The sequence below is a fragment of the Sphingobium sp. B11D3A genome (assembly GCF_025961695.1).
Lineage (GTDB): Bacteria > Pseudomonadota > Alphaproteobacteria > Sphingomonadales > Sphingomonadaceae > Sphingobium.
In genome coordinates this window covers 3385078-3396708 of record NZ_JAOQOE010000001.1, presented here as the reverse complement: position 1 = coordinate 3396708, position 11631 = coordinate 3385078, and the positions used below count along the sequence as shown (strand labels likewise).

The window sequence follows — 11631 nt, the reverse complement described above, 5'->3', positions numbered from 1 at the left end:
GCACCGAGAGAACGGGCCATGAGTCGCCGCGCGGTCTCCATGTCGTCTAGCGGCCCAAGCGTCAACCTGCGGGGCGCCCCACAGCCGCAAAGGCACGGTGATTCTGGCCGCATCACGCTCAATCCGCAGCTGCGCAACGAGTTTTTGCATTCGCTCGGGAGCGTGATAAGGGTTCGCTCATGGCAAGCAAGGCGATGATGCAGGCGATCGAGCGGCTGGAACGCGCCGTGACGCGCGCCGAGGGACTGGCGCGGGAATTGACCGAGGCGCGTGCGCAGGAAATCGAGGCGCAGCTCGCGGCCGGCAGCATCGAGGATGATGGCCCGCCGGTGGATATCGACCCCTTCTCACGCGACAAGGCGATCGCAGCGCTGAAATCGCTCGATGCGCTCATTGGCGATCTTCAAAAGGCCAGGAGCGAAGCCTGATCTATGGCAGAAGTACGAATCATGGTCGGCAGTCGGCAATATGCAGTGCATTGCCGGGATGGCGAGGAAGCGCGCCTGCACGAGCTGGCCGCATTGATGTCCGAGCGGGTCCAGCAGGTCAGCAGCGGCAGTCCCGGGCTGACCGAGGTGCGGCAACTGCTGTTCGCCGGCCTGCTGCTGGCCGATTCCCTCACCGACAAGGCGCCCGCCCCGGCAGCCGCGCCACCACCGCCCGCCGAGCCGGAGGACGAATCCGCAACGCTGGACGCGCTCGATGCGTTGGCCCAGCGGATCGAAGCCTTGGGCGACAGCCTTGCAGCCCAGCTGTCCAACGCCTAAGTAAGGCGGGACGGGTACTGCCCGGTGCGCGCATTAGCGAACATCCCTGAGGCGATAATCACATCCAAGGGGGCTGTCCCTGGCCGGACCCAGGTCCGAACTACATGGTCCCCACCTGACGTTGAGGCGTCAGAGGATTTTCCGGCAAACGGCCATGGCGGTCCCGTCACCCCGCCGGCATCTCGGACAGGACCCAAAGAATGACCGATACTGATCGCGCCAAGCTGCGCTCCTCTTTGCTCGCCCGGCGCTCCGCCTTTGTCGCAGGCCTGCCGCCTTCGGTGCGCACGCTGGCCTTCCGGGTTCTCCCTTCCCCCGTGCTCGCCCGCATGCCGCCCGGCTCGCGCGTCGCCATCTATCGGGCCATGGGCTCGGAAGCGCCGACCGAAGCGCTGATCGACTTCCTCCACGAGCGTGGTTTTAAGCTGTGTCTACCCCGGCTCGGCAAGACCACGGCCGAGGACATGGAGTTTGCCGACTGGTCGCCGGACGACATATTGGTGCCGGGCCAGCTCCGCATTCCCCAGCCAGCCCCGCAGGCCGCCACGGTCACGCCGGACGTGGTGCTGACGCCGCTCGTCGGGTTCGATCCCTCGCTCAATCGCATCGGCCATGGGGCGGGCTATTATGACCGCGCTTTCGCCAAGCTGCCCAACGCGCTGCGAATCGGGATGGCGTGGAGCTGCCAGATGGTCGATGCGCTGCCCATCCAGCCGTGGGACGTGCCCCTGCACATGCTGTTCACCGAGCAGAGCGTCATCGAGGGAGAGGCCGCGTGAACGACGCGCCGCAACCGAGCTGGCGCAAGCCGGCGGGCATGTTCGCCATCCTCGGCATCATCGCCGTCTGGGCCGCCATCATCGGCTCCTTCTCGGAGCAGATCGCGCGCTGGCCCGGCGCCCTTCAACTCGTCTTCTATGTGATCGTGGGGATCATCTGGATCTTCCCGACCCGGCCCATCCTGGTGTGGATGGAAACAGGCCGCTGGCGCGCCTGAGCGCCAGTTCCAAATCCATTTTCTAGAGGCTTGTCCCGCTCCGTTCAGGAGAGGGAAGCCAGCGCGATGCCATTCTCTTCATTGAAGAAAATGGCGCGAGTGACGGGGCTCGAACCCGCGACCTCCGGCGTGACAGGCCGGCACTCTAACCAACTGAGCTACACCCGCGCTTGGCTGAGGAGGGCGCAGGTATAAGAGGGCGCCGGCCCTGTCAACACGCTTCGCGCGATCAATTGCGATATTCTTCCTGCGGGTCCGATGGCACGCTGGTGAGCGTTCCGGACTCGAACAGGAAACCGGCGATATCCGGCTTACCGGCTGCCGCCAGCACCGTCTGGATGATGATCAGCAGCGGCACCGCCAGCAACGCGCCTGCGGTGCCCCATACCCAGGTCCAGAAGCTCAGCGAGACGAGAATCATCAGCGGACTGAGCTTCAGGCGCTCGCCGAGCACCAGCGGCGTCACGACATTTGCCTCTATGAGATGCAGCCCGGTCATGATGATCGCCGGCATCAGCGCCCAACCAACCGTGGAAAAGGTCATCAGCCCGCCCATCGCCAGCAGGATCGCCGCCACGAAGGGGCCGAAATAGGGAATGAAGTTGAGCAACGCGACGAATCCGCCCCACATGAACGGCGTGGGCATCCCGAACAGGCTGAGCGCGACGGCGACGGTGAATCCGAGCAGCACGTTGATGAGCGCGATGGTGAGCACATAACGCGACGTGGCATCGACGACGTTCTGGATCACCCGGGCAATGGTCAGCGCGCCCGAGAAGCTGCCCCGCCCCTGAATCGTCCGCCGGCGCATGCGCGTCCAGCCGGAGAGGAAGAAGAAGATCACCAGCAGCCCGAACACGACATTGATGACCACACTCGGCGCGGCGGTGGTCAGCATGTCCAGTAGCGAGCCGGGGCGCGGCACCTCGCCGGGCACCGTCGGCGCCCTGCGGGTTTCCGTGACCAGCTTGAGCAGCCCGTCGATGAAACCTTGCGCCTCTGTATAGAGCCGAATGACCGGCTCCAGCGTCGTCTTGATCTGGCCGATCCGCTCGGGAAGCTGAGCGATCCAGTCGACCGCCGGCACCACGATGAGCACCAGCGCGGCATTCACAGCGAACAGGAAGGACACGAGCGCGATCAGCGCGGCCAGCGGCGACGGGATTCGCCGCCGCTCGAGCCACTCGAGGAAGGGCACGAGGCAGATTGCGATCACCAGCGCGACCGTGAGGGGAAGAAAGAAAGCACCACCAGCCCGAAGCACGAACGGCAGGGCCAGCAACACGCCCAGCCCCGCGAACAACGCGATCGAGGCAACCAGCCGGTTGCGCTCCCAGGTACTGCGATCAAAGCGCTCCGCGGAGGGCTGATCGCCCGCGCCGTGCTCTGTGGCCAGATTTTGCTCGTCCAGCGGCACCGACAAGCCCCTTAAACCGCGACCGGGGCAGCGATGCCGCGTTGCGGCGCATAGTCCTCGACCACGAAGTCCTCGATGTGATGCGCGAAGATCGTGTCCGGTCTGCGCAGGATTTTCAGCTTGGGCGAGCCGGACGGCGTCCGCGACAGCTGCTCTTCCACCAGATCGGCGTGATTGAGATAGAGATGGACGTCCCCGCCCTGCCAGACGATCTCGCCGGCCTCCAGATCGCACTGCAGCGCCAGCATCCTCGTCAGCAGCGCCAGCCCGAAGATGTTGAAGGAAAAGCCGAGGCCCAGATCGCAACTGCGCTGGAACAAAAGCCCGTTGAGGCGCCCGTTCGCGACATGGAACTGGTAGGTCATATGGCAGGGCGGCAGCGCCATGCCCTCCAGCTCATCGACATTCCAGCCAGTGAAGAGCAGCCTGCGCGAGCCGGGATTGTTGCGGATGGCATCGATCAGCGTCGCGATCTGGTTATGCCCGGTCGCCGCGCGGCGATAGAGCCCCTCCCCGGCCTCCGGCGCCGGCTCGAAATGCGGCCAGTTGACCCACTGCCGGCCATAGACGGGGCCAAGATCGCCCCATGCCTGCGCGAAGCCATCATCTGCCAGAATGCGCGCCTCGAAATCCTCCATGGAGATCATGTCGCCGGTTTCGCGCCGGTAGCGATCCAGCGGCCAGTCGGTCCAGATGTGGACGCCTTGCGCCACCAGAGGGCGGATGCTGGTATCCCCGGAGAGAAACCACAGCATCTCCCGCGCGGCGACCTTCCAGTAGACGCGCTTGGTCGTCAGCAGAGGCACCGCGTCATGGCCGAGCGAGAATCGCATCGTCGCCCCGAAAATCGACCGCGTGCCCACGCCGGTGCGGTCCACCCGTTCATCGCCCGCATTCCAGATATGCCGCATCAGATCGAGATATTGCTGCTCATAATGCGGCGAAGCGCTCGTTGGCGGCGCAGACTCGGCGAGGGAGGCAGATGAAAGCATGGATCGAGCTTAACCGCGCCGCCGCGCGAGCGCCAGCACATGCCATCTGCCGCCCTGATAAGCGCGACCAAACGATCCCGCAGCCAAGGGTTACCGCGCTGTTTGACGATTTCTCGATGCAGCGCTTGCCAGCACGCAAACCCCTGACTATAGGGCAGCGCCTGTCTTGCCGGCGCTTCAAGCGTCGGCCCGGTCGGGGAGTAGCTCAGCCTGGTAGAGCACTGTCTTCGGGAGGCAGGGGCCGGAGGTTCGAATCCTCTCTCCCCGACCATTTAATTGCGCCATCGCGCCTGAGATTAATCAGGCGGCGGACACAATCACATAGCGAAAATCAACACGAAAAGCGGCGTGACCCGAAAACCACGCCGTTTTGATAGAGAAGTCCGATCCGCTTAAGCGGCGGCCTGACGCTTCTTGCGCTCGATCTCGATAAGTCGGTCCGCCATCTGCTGCCAGGCGGCCTCTGCCCGCAGGCAGCGCTCGCGGACATTGGCCAGATCGGCCTTGCTGGCGGCATCGGCACTTTCCGCCGCGCGGGCGAGATAGAAATCACTGGTCGCTGACATTGCACGCTCCTTGCCGGCTGTGCGCGGGGGCCGCGGCGGCCCCAGCGTGAACTCTGATGGGAAGATTGGCGTTTTACCGTCTCCCCTGCCCCGCCCGGAAATCCTTGCGAGAAATCCTTGCGAGGCACACCCCCGACTGGACGAGCCAGCCAGGGAGAGCGTGCTGCTCAGGCTTCTTCGAGCTGCGTTGCCGAGGCCCGACCGCGCTGGTCGGTCGTGATCTCGAACTTCACGCGCTGATTCTTGTCGAGCGTGTGCATACCGGCCTGCTCGACCGCGCTGATATGGACGAAGCTGTCTTCACCGCCATCGTCGGGTGCGATAAAGCCATAGCCTTTGTCGGCGTTGAAGAATTTGACTGTGCCAATGGGCATGGGATCATTCCTTTTACATAAGAAACCCACCGAAACGCGCGTCCCGGTGGCGCTGGCCGAAGTATCAAAGGAAGAATCCGCTGCAATGGCATCAAAATCCGTCGAGGTGCGACGTTAGCGGATATTAGATGGTCCCGATTGCCCGAAATGTCAATATTTTGGCATTTTTGTTTGATAACTTTGTCTATTTTATCGTCATATTTCCGTTCAAACCGCGCGGAGCGCCAATTCGACATTGCCAATCGAGCGCGGCCACCTCATGCCAGCCATGTTCACGCCAGCGAAGCGATGATAGGTCGGGGCGACTACTCATCATCGCGAGCGAACGGCACCAGCGCATGACGGATCTTTCCCGCACCGACCTGAAGCTTCTCCACGAACTGCAGCAGGACGGCCGCATCACCAATCTGGCCCTCGCCGAGCGCGTCGGCATGTCGCCCAGCCCGTGCCTGCGCCATGTGCGGCGGCTGGAGGAAGAGGGCATCATCACCGGCTATACGGCGATCGTCGATCGCAAGCGGGTGGGCCTTGGCATCCTTGCCTATGTAGAGGTGAAAGTGCCCCAGACGCCCAGCGGCGCTACCAAGGGCTCCTCTGGCTCCTCCATCATCGAACAGTTCAAGGAGGCCGTGCTGAACGAGCCGGCGATCGTGGGTTGCGTCATCACGGCCGGGCAGTTCGATTTCCTGTTGAAAGTGCTGGCGCCGGATATGGATGCCTATGCCGAACTGGCCCAGCGCGTGCTGCTCAAGCTGCCGGGCGTCCGCGACATGCGCACCACCTTTGCGCTAGACGTCGTCAAGGACAGCACGAAGCTGCCGCTCAATACGGCGTAATCGACCGCGCTTGGCGCCGGTACCGTCCATATTCACCTAATAATCTGCAAATTTCGGTGCATTAAGATCATTCATGCCCGCATGAAGGTGATAATCGTTCCTTATGAGCGCTACCGCGATTGACTATGGAGAGACCTGATGTGCGATGACCATCCCTGGCCCCAGGAAGGCCGCACCCGCATGATCGTGCCTGCCCCGGTGGGCAGGATCGGCACCGGCATGCCTGACCCGGAGCCGGACCTCATCCGCCAGATGGATGAGAATCACGTCTTCATGATGGGCGACAACCCGGCGCTGCCGCGTATGCCGAAACAGCCAAAACTGATGGATTTCTTCAAATATCGGTTCAACGATATTGCCATCCGCCATCTGCTGACCAGCGCCAAGCGCGCGCTGGACGATGGGCAGGAAGAGAAGATCGTCCTTGCCTGCTTGCTGCACGATATTTCCAACGGATGCTTCGTGCGCGCCGACCATGGCTATTGGGGCGCACAGATGATCGCGCCTTATGTCTCCGAAGAGATCGCCTGGGCCGTGCAATATCACCAGCCGCTCCGCTATTTTGCGGATGAGTCGGTGGGATATGAATATCCGGAGAGCTATGATCGCTTCTTCGGGCCGGACTATGTTCCGCCCGAATATATCCAGCGCGATGCCGAATATGCCCGCAACCACAAATGGTACATGAGCTCGCGGCTGGTCACGATCTACGATTACTACTTCTTCGACCAGTCGCCACCGGTCGATCCCGAAGAGTTCACCGACATCATCGGGCGGCACTTCCGGGAGCCAGAAGAAGGCCTGGGCTTCGACCGCTCACCCACCGCGCACATGTGGCGCACGATGATCTGGCCGAATAACTTCCTTTGATCGGTGCGCAGAGCGCCCACCGTTCATGCTGAGTAGGGTCTGAGGTGCGCCGCAGGCGCGTATCGAAGAGCCGTATCGAAGCATCGCAGCGCACGGAGCAGGCCTTCGATACGCTGCTTCGACAGGCTCAGCAGCTACTCAGGACGAACGGAGGGCACGACCACACACCGCCAAACAGGAGCGGCGCCCTTCCCCGAGAAGAAGAGCGCCGCTGTGTCAGCCTGCCCTTATAGGCAGTGCCAGTGGTGATCAGAAGTTGAAGCCGACCGAGAAGATCGCTTGCCGGGGCGCGATGTACGTCTCGAACCCTTGCGAGCTGCCATAAGGGTCGGAGAAGCGCGAGTTCACGCCGGTCGTATCGAACACATTGGTGACCGAAGCGCTGAAGTACACCGGCGCATCGTCCAGCGCATATTTCACGAACAGGTTGACCGTGTCGTAGGACGGCGTCTTGTCGTAGAAATCGTCGTTGAACACACGATAGAAGAACTGGCCGCGATAGAGATATTGCGCCCGCGCCGTGAGTTCGCCGGCCCCGAGCTGATCGGTGTAGGTGACCGCAATCGAGCCCTGGAACTTGGGCAGCTTGGGAACCCGGTTGCCGTTGATATTCTCGCGAGCCGCTTCACGCGCCAGCACGGCGGGGTAGAAGTTGCTCCAGAACAGCCAGTCGGGATATCCCGCCGCCGTCTGCGCTTCGTCGGCCTTCACCGGGTCGAGCGCGAGATAATCCTCGTCGAACTTGCCGCGCAGGAATGAGGCGGAGCCGTCGATCTTCAGCTTGCTGGTGACCGCCCAGGCCCCTTCCAGCTCCAGGCCGTAGATATGCGCGCCGGGGGCGTTGGCCGTGCCTTCGCCATACAGGATCGCATCCTCGTCAAGGAACTGCATGTTGCTGTAGTCATAATAGAAGGCGGAGGCGTTGAAGGTCAGAGCATTGTTGAAGAAGCGGTTCTTGGAACCGATCTCGAACGAATTCACCGTCTCGGGCTGATAGGTTGGCTTGATGCCTGTCGGGAACCCGAGCGCGGAGAACGAACTGTTGCCACCGGCCGCAGCGCTATTGATACCGCCCGGTTTGAAGCCGCGGGTAAAGCTGGCGTAGAGCAGATTTTCCGGCGTGATTTTGAAGTCCAGCGCGACCTTGCCCGTCCATTCCTTGGTGCTCAGTCCGTCCCGGGGCGTTGGCTGGAGGAACGGACCAGAGGTGTAATCCGGCGTGTCGCTATTGGTCGCGGACTGCCCGCTATATTTGTCGCTGTTGTAACGGATGCCCGCCGTGAGGCTGAGCTGCGACGAGAAGTCGTATGTCCCCTGCACATAGGCGGCCCAGGCTTCGCGCTTGATGGACGAGAGTTCCGCATAAGTGAGGTTGCCCACCAGCGGATCATTAAAGGGCGTGCTGGTCGGTAGGACCGGCGGGACGAGATTGTCGTCGCTGCCCCGATATTCGAGAATATACTGGTCATTGGTCGACTGCAGATACACCGCACCGGCGATCCACTGGAACGGTCCCTCGTGCGTGGAGGAGATGTTGAACTCCTGCGTCCAGCTCTTGGTGTTGCTCTCCCACAGGGCGACGTGGTCGTAACGGGTGCCACCGAAGGTGAGCGGGCTGTAGGTGAGCTGCTCGAAGAGATCGGCCGTCAGCCCGTCGGAATCCCAGCTCTGCTCACTGTGGACCTTCTGGTAGCTGGTGATCGACTTCACTGTCGCGAAGCCGGCATCAAAGGCGACCACGCCATAGTAAAGCTCGGTGTTCACCACCGACCGCGCCGGATAATCCTGCGTGAGGCGCCGTGGATCGGGCTCGGGATCGAACACGTTCTTCTGCGCCGTGCCATGGGTATTGCTGCGGTACTGAATCGTGTTCAGGCTGACGGAGATGCTGTCGGTCGGCTCCCAGAGCAGGGCCGCTTTCCAGCCGGTCTCGTTGGCGTCATCCAGTTCATATTGACCGAAGCCGACGACATCGGTCGCCACGGCGTAGCCGTCATGCTTCTGGTGCTGCCCGGCGACGCGCAGGGCCAGCGTATCGCCCAGCGGCACGTTCACGCCGGCGTTCATCTTCAGCATATTGTAGTTGCCGATGCCGATCTCGCCGTTCGCGCTGGATTCGCCCAGCACAGGCTGGCGGGACACGACGTTGATCGTGCCGCCCGTCGAGCCCTGACCGAAGGTCGTGCCCTGCGGGCCGCGCAGCACCTCGACCTGGGCGACGTCGATAAACGCCGCATTGGCGGCGATGGAGTTGAAGATGTAGACGCCATCGACATGGTAAGAGACGCCAGGCTGCGTGTTGGTGTTCTCCGGCGTTTCCGATCCGATGCCACGGATGGTGATGATGCGCTCGGCGCCGCCGCTCTTGGCGACCACGAGCCCGGGTACCGAGCCGTTGAGGCCGGTCACGTCCGTGACGTTGGCCATGCTCAGCGTCTCTGCGGTCACGGCGGACACCGAGAGGTTGGCGCGCTGCAGGCTCACATCCACCTTGGAGGCGGTGATGACGATCTCGTCGCCATCATGTGCGCTCGCGCTATCCGCAGGCGCTTCCTGCGCGAAACCTGCGCTGGTCATCAGCGCGGCCATCGCCGCACCCGCCATGAAATATCCGTATGTCTTTCCTAGTCTGTCGCTCATTGTCGCGGTCCCCTTCTCGGCCTGACCTCGCGGCTCCTCCCCGGCGATTGTTCCGGCCCCGGTTTTCCCTGAGTGCCGCTGAGCCTGCATTGAGCCAGTTTTGGGGAACTTAATCTTGAGGCGGGGCGCAGAACTTGTTGATGCAAATGCGCCATGCTGCATTGCAGCACGGTCCAGGCGGGTGCTTGGCCTGCGCGCCCTATATAAGAAGCATCACCACCGGCTGGTCGGCGCGAATGACCGCGATGCGCCCACGCACGATTTTGATTCGCGCACCGGACACTAATTTTGCATGTGCTGCCAAGACGGGAAGAAAGGGACGCTTTAGTCAGGGAGGATCAGACCCAGACGACGATAATGGCCTTGCAAGAGGAGCCGCGCTGACCATGTCCACGACGACGACCATAGCCCTGGAACCGGTACGGACCGACGCTGCCTGGCGCGGCGATACGCTGTCCCGATCTCAAGATTGGATCTACCGGCTCTCGGAGGATCAGGTTGCCGAACTGGAAACGCTGGGCACCCGGTTCGTAGAGGCCAATCCTGACCTGCGCTTCGTCTCCAAGCAGGATTATCCGCTGGTTGCCTGCGCCGACGCTGCCGCCGAATGGGGTCGCGATGTCGATTACGGCCGAGGCTTCGTGCTGGTGCGCGGCCTGCGCACCCATCTCTACTCGGACGCGCTCTCGGCGGCGATCTACTATATTCTGGGCCTGCACATGGGCGATCCCATCCGCCAGAACGAAATGGGCGACCTGATCGACCATGTCTATGCGACCTCCGATAAGACCATGGACGATCCCACCGCCCTCTCCTCCAAGGTGCGGGACAAGCTCGTCTACCACTCGGACAGCTCGGATATTGTGGCGCTGATGTGCCTGCGTCCGGCCAAGGAAGGCGGCGCATCCTGTCTCGTCTCGGGCGCGCAGATCTACAATGAGATCCTCGCCCGCCGGCCCGACTTGGCGCCCCTGCTGCTCGAGCCGTTCCATTGGGACTGGCGGCGGCAGGACCATAATGCCCCGGCGAACACCTACACCTCGCCCATTATCAGCATGGAAGAGGGCGTGTTCAGCATGTACGCCGGGTCGCTCTATATCCTCACCGCGCAGGACTATCCCGAAGCGCCGCGCCTGACGCCCGAGCAGATCGAAGTGCTCAAGCTGTTCGACGACATCACCTATGAGCCGGGCATGGCCATCGAGATGGATTTCCGCCCCGGCGACATCCAGTGGCTCTCCAACTATGCCGCGCTGCACGCGCGCACATCGTTCAACGATTTCCCTGAACCGCAGCGCCGCCGGCACCTGCTTCGCCTGTGGCTGCACCGGGATTCCGGACGGCCTGTGGTCGAGAATTTCGGCAAGAACGGCGTCGTGCAGCATCGCGAGAAGCCGCGCTACGGCGGTGAGGAGCATCCGGACGCACGATTCACGGTAGGCGCGATTTCCGTTCCCCGGCTGCTGTCCTGACCTGCCTGCTTCTACCGCAAACATGAAAAACCCCGGAAAGCGCTGCTTTCCGGGGTTTTTCATTGCCGATAGACGGAGCCGATCAAGCCGCGGGGAAGCCCCCTGCAAAGGCGAAGTCGGTCACGGGCTTGCGGTCAGAGGGCTGCTCGCGCTCGCGCAGGCCTTCGGGCAAAGTCGACGCATCGCCAATGCGCCCCACCGCGATGGCCGCCTCGATGCGGAAGTCTTCCGGCACGCTCAGTTCAGTGCGAACCTTGTCGAAGTCGACCCCGGTCATGCCGTGCGTGTAAAGCCCGCTGAGCGTAGCCTGCACAGCGAGCATGCCCCATGCCGCGCCGGCATCGAAGGAATGGCTGTGCGAGGTGGATTTCGGCGTGCCGTCCGGATTTCGCATCTGCGTGTCGGAGAGGATGATGATCAGCGCGCCGGCGCTTTCCGCCCAGCTTCGGTTTAACGGAATCAGCAGATCGAGGAACCGCGTCCAGTCCGCCCCGTCGCGCACGGCGTACAGGAACCGCCAGGGCTGCGCGTTGAACGCCGACGGCGCCCAGCGCGCGGCTTCGAACAACCGCAGCAACTCGCTTTCCGCCACCGCGCTGCCATCAAAGGCGCGCGGAGACCAGCGGCGGGTGAAGATGTCATCGATCTCGTGGTGGGTCGTCCTCGCGCCTGCTTCAGCCATATGTCAGCGTCTTCCTTG

The 11631-nt window shown here is 62.7% G+C and carries 13 protein-coding genes and 2 tRNA genes; 8 read left to right on the top strand and 7 right to left on the bottom strand.

Translation table 11 applies throughout. From position 1 onward, the window contains the following. The first annotated feature begins 179 nt into the window (after positions 1-179). The 4 genes from M2332_RS15860 (at position 180) to M2332_RS15845 (ending at position 1764) form a co-directional block, all read left to right on the top strand. Positions 180-428 (top strand): hypothetical protein, encoded by a 249-nt coding sequence (locus tag M2332_RS15860; protein ID WP_181559167.1) that lies wholly within the window; start codon positions 180-182, stop codon positions 426-428. 3 nt (positions 429-431) lie between these two features. Then, positions 432-767: a cell division protein ZapA gene (locus M2332_RS15855; protein ID WP_264574799.1), complete on the top strand. Its 336-nt coding sequence runs from the start codon at positions 432-434 to the stop codon at positions 765-767. Positions 768-967: 200 nt separating this feature from the next. Next, positions 968-1546: a 5-formyltetrahydrofolate cyclo-ligase gene (locus M2332_RS15850; protein WP_264569844.1), complete on the top strand. Its 579-nt coding sequence runs from the start codon at positions 968-970 to the stop codon at positions 1544-1546. Further along, positions 1543-1764 (top strand): DUF2842 domain-containing protein, encoded by a 222-nt coding sequence (locus M2332_RS15845; RefSeq protein ID WP_264569843.1) that lies wholly within the window; start codon positions 1543-1545, stop codon positions 1762-1764. The genes M2332_RS15850 and M2332_RS15845 overlap by 4 nt, the downstream gene beginning before the upstream one ends. Positions 1765-1855: 91 nt before the next feature. Here the strand turns inward: M2332_RS15845 and M2332_RS15840 are convergent. The 3 genes from M2332_RS15840 to thyA all read right to left on the bottom strand — a co-directional run bounded on the left by M2332_RS15840 (position 1856) and on the right by thyA (position 4173). Next, positions 1856-1932: transfer RNA gene (locus M2332_RS15840), tRNA-Asp, on the bottom strand. 61 nt (positions 1933-1993) lie between these two features. Further along, complete coding sequence (locus tag M2332_RS15835; RefSeq protein ID WP_264574986.1) at positions 1994-3085, bottom strand: AI-2E family transporter; 1092 nt, start codon at positions 3083-3085, stop codon at positions 1994-1996. Positions 3086-3192: 107 nt separating this feature from the next. Beyond that, the gene (thyA, locus tag M2332_RS15830) at positions 3193-4173 is read right to left on the bottom strand and encodes a thymidylate synthase (RefSeq protein WP_264574798.1); all 981 of its coding nucleotides are present in this window, start codon (positions 4171-4173) and stop codon (positions 3193-3195) included. A gap of 194 nt (positions 4174-4367) precedes the next feature. On the opposite strand from thyA, the gene M2332_RS15825 reads away from it, so the two are divergent. Beyond that, positions 4368-4444 (top strand) — tRNA-Pro (locus M2332_RS15825). Between the two features lie 121 nt (positions 4445-4565). Here M2332_RS15825 and M2332_RS15820 read toward each other — a convergent pair. Both M2332_RS15820 and M2332_RS15815 read right to left on the bottom strand, forming a co-directional pair. Beyond that, positions 4566-4739, bottom strand: a complete 174-nt coding sequence (locus M2332_RS15820) for a hypothetical protein (RefSeq protein ID WP_181559163.1) — start codon at positions 4737-4739, stop codon at positions 4566-4568. Positions 4740-4906: 167 nt separating this feature from the next. Then, the gene (locus tag M2332_RS15815; protein WP_181559162.1) at positions 4907-5113 is read right to left on the bottom strand and encodes a cold-shock protein; all 207 of its coding nucleotides are present in this window, start codon (positions 5111-5113) and stop codon (positions 4907-4909) included. A 338-nt stretch (positions 5114-5451) separates the two neighbouring features. Here M2332_RS15815 and M2332_RS15810 point away from each other — a divergent pair, with 338 nt between their 5' ends. Together M2332_RS15810 and M2332_RS15805 are read left to right on the top strand one after the other, a co-directional pair. Next, a complete protein-coding gene (locus M2332_RS15810) occupies positions 5452-5949 on the top strand; it encodes an Lrp/AsnC family transcriptional regulator (protein WP_264574797.1) in 498 nt (165 codons plus the stop codon). Positions 5950-6087: 138 nt separating this feature from the next. Then, positions 6088-6819, top strand: coding sequence for an HD domain-containing protein (locus M2332_RS15805; protein WP_264574796.1), 732 nt, complete (start codon positions 6088-6090; stop codon positions 6817-6819). A 249-nt stretch (positions 6820-7068) separates the two neighbouring features. On the opposite strand, the gene M2332_RS15800 is transcribed toward M2332_RS15805, so the two are convergent. Then, positions 7069-9459 (bottom strand): TonB-dependent receptor, encoded by a 2391-nt coding sequence (locus M2332_RS15800; protein WP_264574795.1) that lies wholly within the window; start codon positions 9457-9459, stop codon positions 7069-7071. 386 nt (positions 9460-9845) lie between these two features. On the opposite strand from M2332_RS15800, the gene M2332_RS15795 reads away from it, so the two are divergent. Beyond that, positions 9846-10931: a TauD/TfdA family dioxygenase gene (locus M2332_RS15795; protein WP_264574794.1), complete on the top strand. Its 1086-nt coding sequence runs from the start codon at positions 9846-9848 to the stop codon at positions 10929-10931. A gap of 82 nt (positions 10932-11013) precedes the next feature. On the opposite strand, the gene M2332_RS15790 is transcribed toward M2332_RS15795, so the two are convergent. Continuing rightward, positions 11014-11613 (bottom strand): nitroreductase family protein, encoded by a 600-nt coding sequence (locus M2332_RS15790; protein ID WP_264574793.1) that lies wholly within the window; start codon positions 11611-11613, stop codon positions 11014-11016. Positions 11614-11631 lie beyond the last annotated feature (18 nt).

What these genes read in the sequence shown, in the direction of transcription:
- M2332_RS15860 (WP_181559167.1), top strand. Translation starts at nt 180, where the DNA reads ATGGCAAGCAAGGCGATGATGCAGGCGATCGAGCGGCTGGAACGCGCC.
- M2332_RS15855 (WP_264574799.1), top strand. Translation starts at nt 432, where the DNA reads ATGGCAGAAGTACGAATCATGGTCGGCAGTCGGCAATATGCAGTGCAT.
- M2332_RS15850 (WP_264569844.1), top strand. Translation starts at nt 968, where the DNA reads ATGACCGATACTGATCGCGCCAAGCTGCGCTCCTCTTTGCTCGCCCGG.
- thyA (WP_264574798.1), bottom strand. Translation starts at nt 4,173, where the DNA reads ATGCTTTCATCTGCCTCCCTCGCCGAGTCTGCGCCGCCAACGAGCGCT.
- M2332_RS15820 (WP_181559163.1), bottom strand. Translation starts at nt 4,739, where the DNA reads ATGTCAGCGACCAGTGATTTCTATCTCGCCCGCGCGGCGGAAAGTGCC.
- M2332_RS15815 (WP_181559162.1), bottom strand. Translation starts at nt 5,113, where the DNA reads ATGCCCATTGGCACAGTCAAATTCTTCAACGCCGACAAAGGCTATGGC.
- M2332_RS15810 (WP_264574797.1), top strand. Translation starts at nt 5,452, where the DNA reads ATGACGGATCTTTCCCGCACCGACCTGAAGCTTCTCCACGAACTGCAG.
- M2332_RS15805 (WP_264574796.1), top strand. Translation starts at nt 6,088, where the DNA reads ATGTGCGATGACCATCCCTGGCCCCAGGAAGGCCGCACCCGCATGATC.
- M2332_RS15800 (WP_264574795.1), bottom strand. Translation starts at nt 9,459, where the DNA reads ATGAGCGACAGACTAGGAAAGACATACGGATATTTCATGGCGGGTGCG.
- M2332_RS15795 (WP_264574794.1), top strand. Translation starts at nt 9,846, where the DNA reads ATGTCCACGACGACGACCATAGCCCTGGAACCGGTACGGACCGACGCT.
- M2332_RS15790 (WP_264574793.1), bottom strand. Translation starts at nt 11,613, where the DNA reads ATGGCTGAAGCAGGCGCGAGGACGACCCACCACGAGATCGATGACATC.